This window comes from Gordonia sp. L191 (genome assembly GCF_030077625.1).
Taxonomy (GTDB): Bacteria; Actinomycetota; Actinomycetes; order Mycobacteriales; family Mycobacteriaceae; genus Gordonia; species Gordonia polyisoprenivorans_A.
In genome coordinates this window covers 4,145,266-4,161,276 of record NZ_CP125996.1, presented here as the reverse complement: position 1 = coordinate 4,161,276, position 16,011 = coordinate 4,145,266, and the positions used below count along the sequence as shown (strand labels likewise).

The 16,011-nt window shown below is 68.8% G+C and carries 13 protein-coding genes; 6 read left to right on the top strand and 7 right to left on the bottom strand.

What is annotated here, in order from left to right; genetic code table 11:
* The first annotated feature begins 22 nt into the window (after positions 1–22).
* The gene (locus QNM97_RS18800) at positions 23–1,642 is read left to right on the top strand and encodes a carboxylesterase/lipase family protein (RefSeq protein WP_283819804.1); all 1,620 of its coding nucleotides are present in this window, start codon (positions 23–25) and stop codon (positions 1,640–1,642) included.
* A gap of 68 nt (positions 1,643–1,710) precedes the next feature.
* Here QNM97_RS18800 and QNM97_RS18795 read toward each other — a convergent pair whose 3' ends face one another.
* A complete protein-coding gene (locus QNM97_RS18795) occupies positions 1,711–2,517 on the bottom strand; it encodes an alpha/beta fold hydrolase (protein WP_283823251.1) in 807 nt (268 codons plus the stop codon).
* Positions 2,518–2,808: 291 nt separating this feature from the next.
* On the opposite strand from QNM97_RS18795, the gene QNM97_RS18790 reads away from it, so the two are divergent.
* The 4 genes from QNM97_RS18790 to QNM97_RS18775 are packed head-to-tail and all read left to right on the top strand — an operon-like array spanning position 2,809 to position 9,575.
* The gene (locus tag QNM97_RS18790; RefSeq protein ID WP_283819803.1) at positions 2,809–4,773 is read left to right on the top strand and encodes a hypothetical protein; all 1,965 of its coding nucleotides are present in this window, start codon (positions 2,809–2,811) and stop codon (positions 4,771–4,773) included.
* A 10-nt stretch (positions 4,774–4,783) separates the two neighbouring features.
* Positions 4,784–6,322 (top strand): hypothetical protein, encoded by a 1,539-nt coding sequence (locus tag QNM97_RS18785; RefSeq protein WP_283819802.1) that lies wholly within the window; start codon positions 4,784–4,786, stop codon positions 6,320–6,322.
* Positions 6,323–6,345: 23 nt separating this feature from the next.
* Positions 6,346–7,911 (top strand): glycosyltransferase, encoded by a 1,566-nt coding sequence (locus QNM97_RS18780; protein ID WP_283823250.1) that lies wholly within the window; start codon positions 6,346–6,348, stop codon positions 7,909–7,911.
* Positions 7,908–9,575: a glycosyltransferase family 39 protein gene (locus QNM97_RS18775; RefSeq protein ID WP_283819801.1), complete on the top strand. Its 1,668-nt coding sequence runs from the start codon at positions 7,908–7,910 to the stop codon at positions 9,573–9,575. Before QNM97_RS18780 ends, QNM97_RS18775 begins: the two co-directional genes overlap by 4 nt.
* Positions 9,576–9,609: 34 nt before the next feature.
* Here the strand turns inward: QNM97_RS18775 and QNM97_RS18770 are convergent, their stop codons facing one another.
* Positions 9,610–10,737, bottom strand: coding sequence for a beta-mannosidase (locus QNM97_RS18770; RefSeq protein ID WP_283819800.1), 1,128 nt, complete (start codon positions 10,735–10,737; stop codon positions 9,610–9,612).
* 36 nt (positions 10,738–10,773) lie between these two features.
* Here QNM97_RS18770 and QNM97_RS18765 point away from each other — a divergent pair, with 36 nt between their 5' ends.
* Positions 10,774–11,313 (top strand): DUF2599 domain-containing protein, encoded by a 540-nt coding sequence (locus tag QNM97_RS18765; protein WP_283819799.1) that lies wholly within the window; start codon positions 10,774–10,776, stop codon positions 11,311–11,313.
* 39 nt (positions 11,314–11,352) lie between these two features.
* Here QNM97_RS18765 and QNM97_RS18760 read toward each other — a convergent pair whose 3' ends face one another.
* The 5 genes from QNM97_RS18760 to QNM97_RS18740 form a co-directional block, all read right to left on the bottom strand.
* Positions 11,353–12,240: a metal ABC transporter permease gene (locus QNM97_RS18760; protein ID WP_283819798.1), complete on the bottom strand. Its 888-nt coding sequence runs from the start codon at positions 12,238–12,240 to the stop codon at positions 11,353–11,355.
* The gene (locus QNM97_RS18755) at positions 12,237–13,064 is read right to left on the bottom strand and encodes a metal ABC transporter ATP-binding protein (protein ID WP_283819797.1); all 828 of its coding nucleotides are present in this window, start codon (positions 13,062–13,064) and stop codon (positions 12,237–12,239) included. Before QNM97_RS18755 ends, QNM97_RS18760 begins: the two co-directional genes overlap by 4 nt.
* Positions 13,064–14,008, bottom strand: a complete 945-nt coding sequence (locus QNM97_RS18750) for a metal ABC transporter solute-binding protein, Zn/Mn family (RefSeq protein WP_283819796.1) — start codon at positions 14,006–14,008, stop codon at positions 13,064–13,066. The genes QNM97_RS18755 and QNM97_RS18750 overlap by 1 nt, the downstream gene beginning before the upstream one ends.
* Before the next feature lie 101 nt (positions 14,009–14,109).
* The gene (locus tag QNM97_RS18745; protein WP_283819795.1) at positions 14,110–14,697 is read right to left on the bottom strand and encodes a TetR/AcrR family transcriptional regulator; all 588 of its coding nucleotides are present in this window, start codon (positions 14,695–14,697) and stop codon (positions 14,110–14,112) included.
* Positions 14,694–15,950 (bottom strand): cytochrome P450, encoded by a 1,257-nt coding sequence (locus QNM97_RS18740; protein ID WP_283819794.1) that lies wholly within the window; start codon positions 15,948–15,950, stop codon positions 14,694–14,696. The genes QNM97_RS18745 and QNM97_RS18740 overlap by 4 nt, the downstream gene beginning before the upstream one ends.
* Positions 15,951–16,011 lie beyond the last annotated feature (61 nt).

Genomic DNA, 16,011 nt, shown 5'->3' with positions numbered 1-16,011 from the left:
GCCGCATTGTAGATTCGACTCCATGGGAGTTCCGAACACCGCAGTGGCCGACACCAGGGTTTCGACCGCGGAGGGGATCGTGTCCGGGGTCCGCGGCCGGCGTTCACGGCGTGGCACCGTCGCCTGGCGGGGCATTCCGTATGCGGCGCCGCCGGTCGGCGGTGGGCGGTTCGACGCGCCGCAGCCGGTAGCTCCCTGGCCCGGCGTGCGGCGCTGCGAGAACTTCGGTGACGCCGCGATCCAGGACAAACTGCTCACCGCGACCGGCCTCGGACGATTTCAGCCGGTGAGCGAGGACTGCCTGACCCTCAACGTCGTCGCCCCCGACACCGTGGCGAGCACGCCACGACCGGTGATGGTGTTCATCCACGGCGGCGCCTACATCCTGGGCACCGCCGCGACCCCGCTCTACGACGGCACGCACCTCGCACGTGCGCAGGACGTCGTCGTGGTCACCATCCAGTACCGGTTCGGGCCGTTCGGGATGCTCGATTTCAGCGGCTATTCGACGCCGGAGCGGCACTTCGACGAAAACCCCGGTCTCAAGGACCACATCGCCGCCCTGCAGTGGGTGCAGCGCAACATCGCGGCCTTCGGCGGCGATCCCGACAACGTCACCATCTTCGGCGAGTCCGCAGGCGGGACCTCGGTGCTGTGCCTGCTCGCCGCGCCCGGCGCCCGCGGACTGTTCCACCGTGCGATCGCCGAGAGCCCGGCCACCGACCTGGCGATCTCCCGCGAGAGCGCCGCGCTGTTCGCCGACGAGTACCTGCGACTGCTGCTCGACCCGAAGCGGCGCAGCACCGACACCACCAGCGTGCGTGAGCCGATCGACCCGCACGAGGCGGCCCGGATTCTCGACGTCGCCTCACCGGAGGAGCTCCACCGCGCCGGCGGGCGGCTGATGGGCTTCGCCCGCCACGCCGACAGCGTCGAACCGACCCCGTTCGGGCCGGTCTACGGCGTGCCGTCCCTACCGCAGTCGCCGTATGCCGCGGCCCGCGACGGCAACACCGCGCCGGTCCCGCTGATCATCGGCACCAATCGCGACGAGGGCAAACTCTTCGACAAGTTCTGGAATCTGCTCCCCGACACCCAGCGGACACTGCTGGCCATCGAGGACGAAACCGCGCGCGACGAGATCATGAACCAGTACGCCGGCGGCGCCGACGATCAGTTGCGGCTGAGCGCCGACAGCATCTTCTGGGCTCCGGTCACCGCCTTCGCCGACGCGCATCGCGAGGTGGCACCGACGTATGTGTACCGCTTCGACTTCCACACACGTGCCCTCGCGCGCGCCGGGCTCGGTGCCACGCACGCGACCGAGCTGTTCGCGGTGTTCGGCGGTTACCGGATGCCGGTGTTCGCCGGGCTGGCGACGGCCGACTGGCGTGCCGCCGGCGCGATGGTCGACGAGATGCAGTCCCGGTGGGGCGATTTCGCCCGCGGGCGGCGTCCCGGGCTGGATTGGCCGGTCTACGACGCGGCGCATCGGCCGGTGATGGTCCTCGACCGCACCAGCCACGTCGAGTCCGACCCGGACGCGTCGCGCCGGCAGGCGTGGGATCGGGGGCGCCAACTCCTCGTCGCGTCCGGCGGTTCACCGCAGGCACCGTCCGACGTCGCCGCGCTCGACGGCTGAGCGGACCGGCTGAGCGGACCGGCTCACCCGGCGGTCACGGCGTCCGGTGATGTACGGAGTCCGCTGTTTCACGGAGTCCACTGACGCGGCGGGTCCGACATCAGGAACGACAGCACCAGCGGATTGAACAGTTCCGGCGACTCGATCGGCAGGATGTGCGTGCCCGGCAGGATCGCCAGCCGCCCGCGGGGCAACGTGCGGGACAGTTCCAGGCTCTGCTCGAGGTGCACCACGCCGCGGTCGGCGGCGACGACGAGTACCGGTGCGTCGACCTCCGCGAACTCGGTGACCGCGTAATCCGGTCCGTTGATCAGGAAGTCCTCGGTTTTCGCGTACACCGCGTCGAAATGCTCTGGGCCGTCCGGACTTTCCTCGTTGTAGGTGCCGCGCAGGAAGTCGACGAGATCCGGGTCCCGGTCGGTCATCCGGGCGAAGAACTCCGGCGCGTCGCGTCCCGCGGAGTTGATGTAGTTGCAGGTGAGGACCACCCGGGACACCAGATCGGGGCGCACCCGCGCGACGAGGAGCGCGAGCATCGCGCCGTCACTCCAGCCGACCAGGTTGGCCGGCACCCCGACCGCCGTCTCGAGATAGCCGATGACCTGGGCGAGCATCGCGTCCATCGACCACGGCCCGGCGATATCCGGGCTGTGGCCGTGGCCGCTGCGCTCGGGGACGAACAGATGCAGGCCGGCGTCGGTGAAACCCGCGATCTGCGCACCCCACGTCGCCGCCGAGGCGAACGCACCGTGTAACAGGACCGTCGGCGCCCCGGCCGGATCACCGCCGACGAAATGCCAGATCAAGGCGCCGTCGACGTCGATGTAGCAGCCGGCATCGACGCGGTCGCCGACCCGGAGCCCGGGATGGGTCATCGCGGCCGTCGGGGACATGGCGCGCTGCGTCGGATGCGGGACTCGGAGGGCATGGCGCCCATGCTCCCAGAGTCCCCGTAGCGCGGTGAGAACGTTTGAGAGTCGAAACGGCATCGGTCCTCTCGCGCACGAGTCGGGACCGCCGCGCGCCGCGCCCCGCCACGTATGTCGACCCGACCGAAGGTGCACATGCGGCGGTCTTTACCGATACGGTGACTTCACCAGTCTCGATAACCGCGAGAATTCTCGGATGATCGCGCCATCGTCCAATACCGGCGGTCGAAGGAAACCATGATCTTTCGTATGCGCGTCACCCCTATTGTCCGCGCGGTGACCGTGTGCCTGCTCGTCCTCGGCCTCGCCGGCGGCCCCGCAGCACTGGTCCGCGCGGCACCCGGCGACCCGCCTCCGCCGATGTCCCTCGAACAGATCGGGTCGTCGCCGACCATCACCTTTCCCGGCCAGCAAGGGGAGGTGTCGCTGTCGATTCCGGTGCCCGACAATCTGAATCCCGACGAACTCCGCGGTGCCGTGTCGTTGCCGTCGTTCGTCACCGGCGGCACGGTCGACGTCGTGCAGGGTTCGCGGCTGATCTCGCGGACCCCGATTCCGACCGCGCCGAACGCGCAGATCGTCCTGCCGTTGGGCGGTGTCACGGTCAGCGCAGGCGCCGCCGACATCACCCTGCGCGCCTATCTGACCGTTCAGGGAATATGCCAATTCGACCCCGACAATGCATTCACCATCTCCGGTGCGGTGGTCTCATTCACCGGGCGAGAAGCCATTCCGCAGACCGTCGCACAATTCCTGCCCCCGATTCTTCGGCAACTGACCCTCGTCATTCCCGACGACGTCAAACAGGCCGAGGGTGCGGCGGCCGTGGACCTCGCCGCGGCCGTCGTCGCGCACTACGGAACCGCGTCGGTCCCGGTGACCACCGTCGCGCGTCCACGCGCGGATCTCGCGCCGCCCACGGCTCCCGGACCACTCGAACGCCAGATTGTGATCGATTCCTCGGCGCCGGCGGGGCTGTCGTTGCGCGGCGGCCCGCAGGGTTCGGCGTACCTGGTCGTCGGGGGTCCCGCCGATCAGCTCGTCGCCCAGGCGCGCCTGCTGACCAGCAATCTCGCCTCGATCGCCGCGAGTTCGTCGGCGGTCGGCGGCCCCCTCTTCGACGCCCCGCAACTCGCGCCGGACGTGCAGACCCTCGCCGACCTCGGCATCGGCGATCAGCAGATCGTCTCCAACACCTGGCCGTCGATCTCGGTCGGGATCGATCAGACCCGTCTGGGCCGTCCGTCCAAGAACATCCGGGTCCAGCTCATCGGCTCGTATGCGCCGGCGGGCGGCAACGATGCCGTGATCTCGGTGCGCATCGGCCAGCGTGTCATCGCAACACTGCCGACGGACTCCTCGGGCACCTTCAACAGCTGGGTCGACCTGCCCGACGACGCGGTCACCCGCTTCACCCAACTCACCGTGACGCTCGAGCGCGGCGGGGTGAACGAGGGCTGCGGCAACGGTTCCCGGTCGAGTCTGTCGTTGAGTTCGGCCGGCGAGATCACCAGCGACGTCGCCGATCCGCCACAGCCGGCCGGACTCGGGTCGGTCCCCGAATCGTTGATGCCGTGGGCCAAGCTGGCCTGGACCAGGGGCGATGTCGGCGATGTCGGTCGCGGTGTGGAGATCGCCGCCGGTCTGCAGCGGCTGTCGGTCATCCCGCTGGGCCTCGACGTGGTGTCGATGGCCGACGCCGCGTCGTCGCAGCAGCCGGCCGTGCTGATTTCGGCCGACGGCCGGGGCCTGCCCGATCTGACCTTGCCGGTCAGCTCGTCGGGCGGCACGGTGACGGTGCATGCCGCGACCGGTTCGTCGGCGCAGATCACGCTGAACCCGGCGCTGCGGTACGGATCGTTGCAGGCGACGCAGGCCGGTGGTCGGACGGTTCTGGTGGCGACGTCCACCGGTGACGGCTCCGACCTCGACGACTTGTTGCGCTGGCTCGACGACGACAACCGGTGGACCTCGATCGCCGGTGACGCGCTGATCAAGGTGCGTGATCAGGACCCGGTCTACGTCGACGCCGCGGCGTCGACCCCGCGTCCGTCGGCATCGTCGGGACCCGGTACGGGTGCGACGATCGGCATCATCGTCGGCGTGCTCGTCGCCGCGGTCGTCGTGGCCGGTGCGGTGATCCTGGTGTTGCGTCGCCGCCGGGCCGGCGGCGACGCGGACAGCGCCCCGGACGAGCGGTGATGGTCCCACCATGACGGTGACCGAGCCGACCACCACACCCGCGTCCGCCCGCCCGGGTGCGGTGGCCCTGCGCATGGCCGATCACCCGTCGGTGGTGCTCGCGGTGCGCTGGCTGGTCCTGGCCGCGCTCACCGTCATCGCCTTCCGGGTCACCCTCCTCGCGGTGCTTGCGGAGATGCGTGCGCTGACGCTCATCATCTACGTTCCCGTGCTGCTGGCGCTGGTGTTGATCGCGGGGATCGGCAAGTCCTGGCGTCCCACCCCGGAACCGCCGATCTACGACCGGCAGACCGACACGATCGTCGGGTCGATCGTGTTGCTGGTGTCGGTGTCGGTGCAGTTCATGGTGAATCCGCGGTATTCGCAGGCCTACATCACCGCCCACATGGACCTGCTGGCGTTGTGGTTGTTCGTCCTCGGCGGGGCGATCGTGATGTTCGGTCTGCGCCCGGTGATGCGGTTCCGATGGACCTGGGCGCTGGCGCTGCTGATCTGGCCGGTGCCGATGCGGGTGGTGATCCTCACCGCCGGTGGCGGCCCGGTCGCCGCGGGCGCGGTGATGGTCGTCGTCGCCGCGATCGCGACGCTCATCGCCGTCGGACGCAACCGTCGACGGGCCTTCATCGGCGCCGCGCTGTCGTTGGTCACCGGCCTGGTGATCCTGATCGTGATGGACGTCTATGTCGAAGGCCTGCAGCGTGTTCTGCTGGTGGTGGTGCCGGCGGTGGCCGCGGCGCTGATGTCCTCGCTCGTCATGTACTTCGACTACCGCAACCGGCATCGGCTGGGCTGGTCGCCGCTGGGACGCAACGTCCATCCGCCGACGCTGGCCCGGGTCCGTAGGCCCGGGCTGCTGTTGCTGCTGGCGACCGTCGTCATCGCCTTCATCCCGGTTCCCGTGACGGCGGCGAGTTGGCCGAGCGCGACCATTCCGGGCATGCCCGTGGGTGTGCCGCTGGCCCTGCCCACCGACTGGCGGCAGGAGGCGGTCACCCGGTACGACTGGGCCGAGCGCTTCTACAGCTCGGGATCGGTGATGTACCGGCAGATGGTCGTGCAGCGGCAGGGCAGTCCCCGGTTCGACAAGCAGTCCCGGTCGCGGCGGGTGGCCGTCGACTCCGTGGACACCGGGCGGCCGCTGTCGCTGCAGACCTATCCCTACATCTTTCGCTACGACATGGTCGGCGACCGGTTCGGTCCCTCGGTGGAGGTGCCCATGCCGCACGGTGTGCGTGCCTGGATGTGGACGGTGATCGACGACGCCCGCTACCTCAGCTACACGGTCGTGTCGTGGTGGTGGAACAACGGTCGTCTCACCCAGCAGGTCGTGCTGTGGTCGGTCGACAACCACGAGACCGACGCCTACTTCCCGGCGCCGACCTACACCGTCACCGGCAACGTCAACACCATGTTCACCGTCCTGTTCCGCGGGAACGCGGCCATCCGCGACACCACCCCCACCTACAAGGACCGGGATCTGTTGGTGGGCCTGGCCGCCGGGATCGTCGACGCGCAGGTCGAGGCGGCCCGACGAGAGGTCGGGACGTGAGTGCCGAGGACACCGGAACGCCCGTGCGGGCCCGGCATCGCCGCGACGCCGATCCGCGGAGCCGCTGCACGCGGCCGACGCGTCCGGTCGCCGAGTTGCTCGTCGACGAGGACTATCGGCAGCAGGCCCTCTACGACGCGGTGGAACGGCTCCGCGACGCCGACGCCGACGCCTCGGCGTCCACCGCGTTCTCCCGGCCGCAGAAATACGGCGGCCTGGCCCTGCTGCTCGTCATCGTCGTGTTGATCGGCTTCTTCCCGATCCCGACACTGGCCACCCTGATCGGCATCGCCACCGTCGGCTACGTGGTCACCCTCATCGACCGCCTCGTCATCTTTCGGCGCGGCCTGGTCAACGGCGCCATCGCCGTCTCCGACGAGCAGGCCCGCGCCCTGTCCGACGACGATCTGCCGCCCTACACCGTGCTCGTGCCCGCCTACGGCGAACCCGAGGTCGTCGGCGACCTGATCAAGGCGGTCGAATCGATCGAGTATCCGCGCGACAAATTGCAGGTACTCCTGCTGCTCGAGGAGGACGACGAACCGACCATCCGGGCCGCACGCGCCATGGAGGACGAGGGCGGCGTGGTGACGGTGGTGCTCACCCCACCGGCGCAGCCACGCACCAAACCCAAGGCGTGCAACTACGGTCTGCACTTCGCCACCGGCGACATCGTCACGATCTTCGACGCCGAGGACAAACCGGACCCGCTCCAATTACGCAGGGCGGTCTGGGTTTTCCGCACCATCGGCGACGACTCGGTGGTGTGCGTGCAGGGCAAGCTCAGCTTCCACAACGCCACCGACAACCTGCTGACCCGCTGGTTCACCGCCGACTACGGCATCTGGTTCGGCTTCCTGCTACCCGGCATGATGGTCAGCCGGGCCCCGATTCCGTTGGGCGGCACGTCCAATCACTTTCTGCGGGACGTGCTCGACGACATCGGCGCGTGGGATCCGTTCAACGTCACCGAGGACGCCGACCTCGGGGTGCGGATCGCCGACAGCGGCTACCGCACCGCCGTGCTGGATTCGGTGACCCTCGAAGAGGCCAATGTCGATGCGATCAACTGGGTTCGGCAGAGGTCACGCTGGTACAAGGGCTACATGCAGACGTGGCTGGTGCACATGCGCCACCCGATCGCGTTGTGGCACATCCTCGGTCCGGTGGCGTGGGCCCGGTTCACCTTCCTCATCGCGGGCACCCCCCTCATCGCGTGCATGAACATGGTCTTCTGGTTGATCCTGATCATGTGGATCGCCGGCCAGCCACCCGTTGTCGCGCACCTGTTCTGGGGTCCGATCTACTATCTGTCGTTGATCTCGCTGATCTTCGGCAACGGCTCGGCGCTCTACATGAACCTGATGGCCATTCGGGAGGACGACCGCAGCGAGCTGGTGATCTCCGCGCTGTTGGTGCCGGCGTACTGGGTGCTGATGAGTATCGCCGCGATCAAGGGGATGTGGCAGATCCTGTTCAATCCGTCGTACTGGGAGAAGACGGTGCACGGGTTGGCTTCCGGCGGTGCGGAGACCGGGCCGGCGAGCGGTACCGGTGCGGCTGGTCCCGAAACCGGTGGTGGCGCATGACCCGCAATCGGGTGCTGGTGCTGTTCGTGGCGATGTTCGCGCTCTACTGCGGGGTTGGGTTGTACCTGGCGGTCGATGTGCACCTGTACTTCGGTGACGCGCTCTCGCGGGTGCAGTCCGCGCAGTCGGTGTTGTTCAGTCGCAGTCCGCATCTGGCGGCCATCGGATTCGTCTTCACGCCGCTGACGGCGATCGTGCAACTCCCGCTCACCGCGCTGACCCCGTGGATTCCGCAGATGACCACCGACGCGGTCTCGGCGGTGATCATGTCCTCGGCGTTCATGGCCGGATCGGTTGTCCAGGTGTCCGGCGTCGCCCGCGACCGCGGCCTCGATCCGGTGGTGGCGACGCTGGCGACCGCGTGTTACGCGCTGAACCCGATGATCGTGCTCTACGCCGCCAACGGCATGAGTGAGGCGCCGTATCTGTTCTGCCTCGCGTGGGCGGCACGGCGGCTCATGCGGTGGGTCGACACCGACGACGTCCACGAATTGTCGGTCGCCGGAATAGCATTGGCGTTGAGCTACCTCACCCGCTACGACGGTGGTGCGGCGGCGTTGGCGAGCACGATCGGGGTCGCCTGGGTCAGCTTCTTCCGGGCCGATCGCACGAAACGGGTCAGCCGTACCTTCCTCGACGCGGTGCTGGTGGCCGCGCCGTCCGGGGTGGCGTTCATCGCATGGGCCTTCACCGGATGGCTCATCACCGGAAATGCGTTCGCGCAGTTCTCCTCGGAATACGGCAATGCGGCCATCATCGAGCAATCCGGCGGCAGTGGATCCAGCGGTGCGGGCGAGGCCCTGCGATTCTCGATGACCGAGTTGGCGATCCTCGCGCCCCTGCTGCCGCTGCTGGCGGTGCTCGTCCTGGTCGTGCGAGCCCGGCACCGCCGTGTGTACGCGGTGCTGGTGCCGATGGCGATGATCGGCGCGGTGCTGGCGTTTCAGATCTACACCTACGCAAAGGGTTCGACCTTCGGTTTCCTGCGGTTCTACATGACGGTCATCCTGTTGGCCGCACTGGTCTCGCTGCTGGCGGTGCCCGCCCGGCGCCAGTCGCCGTATCGCCGGCAGGGGCCGCGCACCACCGTGGTGGCCCACTGGACCGGCGGTCCGATCACCCGGTACGTCTTCTCCGGCACCATCGCGGTCATCGTGATGCTGGTGTCGTTGCCCACCACGGCATTCGGGATGACCTCGCCGAAATACGCGCCGCAGGAGTTCGCGCTGTCCTCGGTGGTGTGGCCACGCCCCGACTCGGTCTCGCAGCGCTATCTCGACGAGCGACGGATCGTGCGCAGCTTCTCCACCGAACGTACCCTGGCGCGCTATCTCGACTCACTCGACCTACCCGACGGCAGCGTGCTCACCGACACCGTCTACGGATTCGCGGTCGTCGTGCAGTCGCGACGGCCCAAACAGTTCGTCATCCCGTCCGACTCGGACTTCGTCGAGGTCCTCAACGATCCCAAAGCCGCAGGCGTGCAGTACATGCTGGCGGTGCCCGCGTCCGGGCGCGGCCTGTCCGACGCCCTCAATCAACGCTATCCGACGCTGTACGAGAACGGCGCGCAGATCGCCGTGCGGGTCCTCGACGTACGCAACCAGGGTGCCGATCTGCCCGACTGGCGGGTGTACCGGGTGACCGGGAGTCGGTCGGGCTGAGGTCGGCCCCCGACGGCGCGACGCGGCTGGGGACTCAGACGATAGCGTCGTCGACCACCTGCCACGCGGGGTCGTCGTAGCCGATGTCGTAGGTGCACTCCTCGGGACGCGGATCGGGGACGAACGCCCACAACAACACCCCGGCGACGCCTTCTCGTCGAATGTCGGCGAGGCGGGTCCGCGATTCGGCGGCGCGGGTCGAGGTCGACAGGCACGACCCGGCCTTGATGCCGAGTTCGTTGACGACGATCGGCTTGCCGAGGCGTTGCGCCAACGCGATTCGCGCGCTGAGGTCGCTGCCCGCCGGTGGGATGCCCTCGTCGTTGCGATAGTCGTGGTAGTCGAGCACGTCGAGATGCGGCGACTGCGCGACGATGTCCATGTCGGTGCCGGTGGTGCCGCATTGGTCGCCGCCGGTGAAGCCGGCGAACATGGGGTGGCGCCGATCGATGTCGCGCAAGGCGGCCCCGGCGGCATCGAAGAAGTCGCGCAGGACCTGTGCCGCCCCGGGTTGGCAGGTGCGATGCGCCAGGTCGCAACCGCCCGTGCCGCAGCTGCTGGTCTCCGGTTCGCCGACGAGTTCCCAACCGGCGAGCGATGTTTCGCCGGCCCAACGCTTGACCGCGATCGACATCCACTCGGCGTAGGTCATCCCACCGACGGCGCGGGTGGTGCGCCAGCCACCGGCGTACCACGAACGGTCCTTGAACACTCCGTCCTCGCAATCGCCCGACGAACCGGTCAGCACCGGCAGCACCATCTGGTGGTGCCGCCTGGCTGCGGCGAACACGGCATCGAGAGGCCCGAAATCGAGTCCGCCGGTGTGCTTGTTGACCGCGAACATCGAGTACAGGTTGAAGCGGGTGAGTGCGCGCGGCGGCAGTGCGCCGAAGTAGCGATCGAGATCCACCTCGGCCCCGCATCCGGCGTTCACCGCCCAGTTGGTGCCGAGTTGATAGGCGTTGAAACCCGAAGGCCACCAGGGTGTTCCGTCGAGGTGCAGACCGGTGGGAGTGGTGTCGACACGTCCGGCGAAATGTGTGGTCTCGGCACCGGATTCGGAACCCGGGTTGAGGTAGCTGCAGGCGTTGAGCCCGAACAGGACCACGGCCAGCACTATGCTGATGACCGTGGTTCGTACGCGAGTGCGACCGTTCGGCACACCGCGCAGCCTACTCCGGTGACTATTGTCGCGGAGGTGAGACGTGAACCGTGGCACCGAATACTCGCTTCCGTCGTTGGCGCCGTTGCCTGCGCCGTCCTGCTCGTCGGCGTGGCCGGCTGCGGCGACGAGTCGTCCTCTGCGACGGGTTCGGAGCCGAGCGCGTCCCCGTCGCCATCCGCCTCGCCGGCTGCGTCCTCGTCCGCTGCATCCACGGAGTCGTCGTGGATCGAGCCGACGGCGTCCCCGACGCTCGATCCGGTGCACGTCCCGCCCTATATCGATCACGTGCAGTGGGTGCAGACGCAGGTCGGGCCGAGCCTGCAGATCTATCCGACGCCCTCGGGTCGCAAGACGACCTCGGACAACGGCGCCGACGTCGCGTGGGCCGAGGTGCTCGCGCTGGCGCCCAACGCCGACACCCCGGGTATGCGCGCCCAGTTCGACTGCCACTGGACCTACGCGCGGATCGTCGCGCCCGACAAGCCGAGCTGGAACATCGAACCCGATCGCCCGGTGGTGTCGCAGCAGGAGATGGTCAACACGATGTGCAATCCCGGCGGTCCGGAGGAGTGACGCCTCGGTGCCGGTGCCGACGGTGATGCCGGTGCCGGGTCAGGTGCGGGTGGCGTGCGTCCGCCGGGAGCCGATCGCCCGGCACACGAGGTAGATCACGAACGAGATCGTGGTGACGAACACCGACACCGGTAGTTGCGGCGCCAACGAGAGCAGCAGTCCGCCGACCGCCGCGATCTCGGCGAACAGCACCGACAGCACCAGAACGACCGTCGGGTTGGCGCTCAGGCGCGCGGCGGCGGCGCCGGGGGTGATCATCAACGACATCACCAGCAGCGCCCCGATGATCTGCACACCCTGCGCGGCGGCGAGGCCGACGAGGATCGCGAACACCACCGACAGCACCCGCATCGGCACGCCGCGCGCCTGCGCGACCCGGGGGTCCAGCGAGGCGAACAAGAGCGGACGGTAGACGACGGCGAGCACCACCAGCACCACGGCGGTGGTGATCGCGATGGCGGTCATCCCGTGCACGCCGACACTGACGACCTGCCCGGTCAGCAGCGCGAACCCGGCACCGATGCGGCCGTAGAGCGCCAGGAACAGCACGCCCAATCCCAATCCGAAGGCCATCACGACGCCGATCACCGAATCGCGTTCGCGGGCACGATTTCCCATGAATCCGAAGACGGCGGCGGCGAGGACCGCGCCGATCACCCCGCCGAGATTGATGCTGACACCGGCGAGCAACGCGGCGGCGGCGCCGGTGACCGACAGTTCGCTGGCACCGTGCACCGCGAACGACATCTGCCGCGACACGATCAGCGGGGCGAGGACGCCGGAGAGCGCGCCGAGCAGCGCCAGCGCGATGAGCGCCTGCCACACGAAGTCGTAGTGCAGCAGCCGCGCGGTCTCGGCGAAATCCCAGAAGTCGCGGAGTTCGACGTCGGCGGCCACGACGGTACGGGCGGCCAGAACGGTACTCACAGGCCCGGATGCTCCTCGTCGGCGTGGCAGTGTGCGATGCCCTCTTCGCCGCCGACGACGAGGAGGCGGCCGTTGACGCGCACCACCTCGACGTGACTGCCGTAGAGCGCCGAGAGCGTCGCCGTCGTCATCACCTTCTCCGGCGGGCCCGCGAGGAACTGGCCGCCGACGAGGTAGAGCACCCGGTCCACATACGGCATCACCGGGTTGATCTCGTGCGTCACCAGAACCACTGCGGTGTGTGCGGTGCGCCGGCGACGGTCGATGAGTTCGACGACGCGTTCCTGGCTGGCCGGGTCGAGGCTGGCCAGCGGCTCGTCGCAGAGCAGCAGCTGCGGATCGGTGGTCAGCGCCTGCGCCACCCGCAGACGTTGCTGCTCACCGCCGGAGAGCAGCCCGACCGGGGCATCGGCGTAGGCGGTCGCACCGACCTCGGCGAGTGCGGCATCGACGATGCGTCGGCGTTCGCCCCGCCCGCGCAGACCGATACCCCACCGCGCCCCGTCGACGCCGAATCCGACCAGGTCGCGGGCACGCAGGGCCATGGTGTCGGCGTCGTCGGCGTGCTGCTGCGGGATGTAGCCGACGGCGTCGGTGACGTCGAGGTCACCGGCGCTCAACGGGTACTGGCCGAGCAGGGTGCGCAGGAACGACGTCTTGCCCGAACCGTTCGGACCGAGGACGGCGACGAACTCGCCGGCCTCGATCGTCAGGTTCAGGTCGTCCCAGAGCACCCGCTCGCCGAAGGCGAGCCGCGCGTGGCGAAACGAGGCGACCGGGATCGGCGTGGCGGGGGCCGGGGTGGCGGGGATCGGGTTGGTCATCAGGCTCCGGACGAGTTCAACGCATTCGCGAGGGCCTCGACCTGACCGCGCTGCCAGACGACGTAATCGCTGACACCGTCGGGCAGCGTTTCGGTGAACTTCACGACCGGTACTTTCGCACCTTGGGCGACGGTGAGCAACGCCTCGGTCACCGAGTCGACGGCCTGGGTGTTGTAGATGAAGGACTTCACGGTGCGGGAGGTGAGCAGGTCCTGTAGGGCGGCGCGGTCGGCGGCCGACGGGGACTGGCCCTCCTCGACGGCTGCGGTGAAGCCGGCGGGGGAGACGTCGTCGAGTCCGGCCTCGGTGAGCAGGTATCCGGCCAGCGGTTCGGTCTGGGCGACCTTGGTCCCGTCGTGGGCGGCCTTGATCTGGCTCACCTGATTGCGGACGGCGGCGAGTTCGGTGTTGAAGCGCAGGGCGTTGGTGCGGTAGGTCTCGGCGTGGGCGGAGTCCTTGGCGGCCAATGCCTCACCGAGTTTGGTGGCGACTTGTCCGACGACGGCCAGGTTGTAGAAGACGTGCTCGTTGACCTCGTGCGAGTGGCCCTCGTCGGTGCCGGTCTCCTCGGTGGACTCCTCGTGACCGCCCTCCATGATGTCGAAGGCGTTGATCACCGTGCCGGAACTGTTCTTGGCGGCCTGCTCCATGTACTCGTCGTAGTGGCCACCGTTCATGAGGATCACCGAGGCGTCGGCGACCTTCGCGGTGTCCGACGCCGACGGCTCGAACTCGTGCGGGTCGTCGGCGCTGTTGGTGAACAGCGCGGTGACCTCGGCGTCGTTTCCGGCCACCGCGGAGGCCACCGAACCCCAGACGTTGGTCGAGGTCACCACGGTCGGCTTGTCGCCACTCGACGAGTCCCCGCCGTCCTCCGAACAGCCCGATAGGACCAGGGCCGCGGCGGTCAGCAGACCTGCGGAGGCGACCAATGCACGCTTCATGGAGTAGCACCCTTCGCGAAAACGACAATCGTTACCGAATGCAGTGTAGGCGACGGCATTCGTCCCGACGAATCGGCGCCCGTTCGCCGGTTGGGTGCGGTTTACGCGGGAGGGTGGGAAGGAAGCACGACCGGCACGACGAAGCGGGTGAGGAGGTCGCGTTCGGTGCCGGCGTCGGGCGCCGGGGCGGCCAGTAGGGAGACCATCACCCGCACCAGCCAGCCGGCGCGATCGGCGAGGTCGGTGTCGGCAGGCTCGGGTGCCAGCCGGGCCAGGATGCCGGTGGCCAGGGCGTCGATGGCCGGCGAGAGCAACGCCAGCTGGGTGGACGTGCCGGCCATCTCGGCGTCGAACCATGCGGACAGCGCCGGGTTCCGGCGCACCCCGGACAGTGCGGTCTCGATGGCGGAGACCAGCCGATCGGCCGGTGGGCCGAGCTCGCCGATACTTGTGGCGATGTCGGCGCCGATGATCGTCGCCGTGCGTTCGACGTAGGCGGCCAGCAGGCGGTCGCGACCGGGGAAGTAGCGGTACAGGGTGGCGCGCGAGCAGCCCACCGCGTCGGCCACATCGCGCATGGTCACCGAGGCCACGCCGCGGGTGACGAACAACGATTCGGCGGTGTCGAGGATGCGCGTGGCCGCCAGGTCGGCGCGGTCGGCGGCCAGCCAGTCGGTGGGCGAGGTCATCGGTGCGCCGGGCCGGTCCGGAACGGGACGCGGGTCGGTCGTCGGACGTAATGTCCTGGCGCCCATTCGATTCCGTCGACGTCGACCTCGAAGTCCGGGTACCGGGCCAGGAGTTCGGTGAGCGTGACGGTGGCCGCCATTCGTGCGGCGGCCGCGCCGAGGCAGTGGTGGTCGCCGTGGCTGAAGGTGAGGATGCCGCGCGGGCGGCGCGTGACGTCGAGGGCCTCGGCGTCGGCGCCGAAGACGTCCGGGTCGCGGTTGGCCGCGGCGTAACAGAGCAGTACCTTGCGGCCGGCGGGGATCTCGACGGGACCGGTGGGGGTGTCGTAGTGCACCGGACGCGTCGTGGAGCGGCACAGTCCCTGCACCGGGGAGGTCAGTCGTAGTAGTTCCTCGACGGCGTCGTCGACGAGGGAGGGGTCGGCGACGAGTTGTGCTCGTTGATCGGGATGTTCGGACAGCAATGCCAGCGAGCCGCCGAGTAGTCCGGTCGTGGTGTCGTTGCCGCCGGCGATCATCGTGAACACGAACGCGAGGATCGAGACGAGGCCGGCGTCGTCGTCGGCGCGTCCGGCGGCGACGAGGGTGGAGACGGTGTCGGAGCCGGTGCCGCCTTCGGTGCGGCGCTGCGCGATGAGGTCGGCGAAGTAGCCGAGCAACTCACCGGTCGCGGCGCCCGCGGTCCCGGCACCTGGGTCGGCAGCCCCGCCGACTGCGCCGACGATGGACTCGGTCCACTCGTCGAACCGCGGCCAATCCTGCTCCGGCACACCGAGGTAATGCGCGACCAGCATGCTCGGCAGTGGTTTGAGGAGCAGCCGTGCGATGTCGACCGGGGTGTCGGGCCGGTGATCGGCGATCCCGTCGAGGCGACTGGTCACGAAGTCGTGGATGCGCGGCTGGATCGACCGCACCTGACGTGGGGTGAAACCGCGCGCGACCAGTGCGCGGAAGGCGGTGTGACCAGGCGGGTCCTGCATGACCATCGGCGGGTTGTCGGCCATGCCGATGGCCTCGATCTCTCCGTCGACGACGGTGAGTCCCGCCGCCGAGGAGAACGTCGACGGGTCGGTGGCCGCGGCCATGACGTCCACATGCCGGGTCAGCACCCAGAAATCCGCGCCCGACGGATCGTCGGTGACGTGATGGACCGGTGACTCCGCTCGCAGGCGCGCGTACATGCCGAACGGGTCGCGCCACTGCGCGCCCGAGCGCAGATGGAAAAGCGACTCATGAGACGTCGTGGTCGTCATGTAGTGATAGTGAGACACTATTGCTCGAGTGTCAATGTCCGAGTCGAGAGGTCTGGGGCAT

Excerpts from the sequence above, each read along its gene's own strand:
- QNM97_RS18800 (WP_283819804.1), top strand. The coding sequence starts at position 23 with ATGGGAGTTCCGAACACCGCAGTGGCCGACACCAGGGTTTCGACCGCG.
- QNM97_RS18795 (WP_283823251.1), bottom strand. The coding sequence starts at position 2,517 with ATGACCCATCCCGGGCTCCGGGTCGGCGACCGCGTCGATGCCGGCTGC.
- QNM97_RS18790 (WP_283819803.1), top strand. The coding sequence starts at position 2,809 with ATGATCTTTCGTATGCGCGTCACCCCTATTGTCCGCGCGGTGACCGTG.
- QNM97_RS18785 (WP_283819802.1), top strand. The coding sequence starts at position 4,784 with ATGACGGTGACCGAGCCGACCACCACACCCGCGTCCGCCCGCCCGGGT.
- QNM97_RS18775 (WP_283819801.1), top strand. The coding sequence starts at position 7,908 with ATGACCCGCAATCGGGTGCTGGTGCTGTTCGTGGCGATGTTCGCGCTC.
- QNM97_RS18755 (WP_283819797.1), bottom strand. The coding sequence starts at position 13,064 with ATGACCAACCCGATCCCCGCCACCCCGGCCCCCGCCACGCCGATCCCG.
- QNM97_RS18750 (WP_283819796.1), bottom strand. The coding sequence starts at position 14,008 with ATGAAGCGTGCATTGGTCGCCTCCGCAGGTCTGCTGACCGCCGCGGCC.
- QNM97_RS18745 (WP_283819795.1), bottom strand. The coding sequence starts at position 14,697 with ATGACCTCGCCCACCGACTGGCTGGCCGCCGACCGCGCCGACCTGGCG.
- QNM97_RS18740 (WP_283819794.1), bottom strand. The coding sequence starts at position 15,950 with ATGACGACCACGACGTCTCATGAGTCGCTTTTCCATCTGCGCTCGGGC.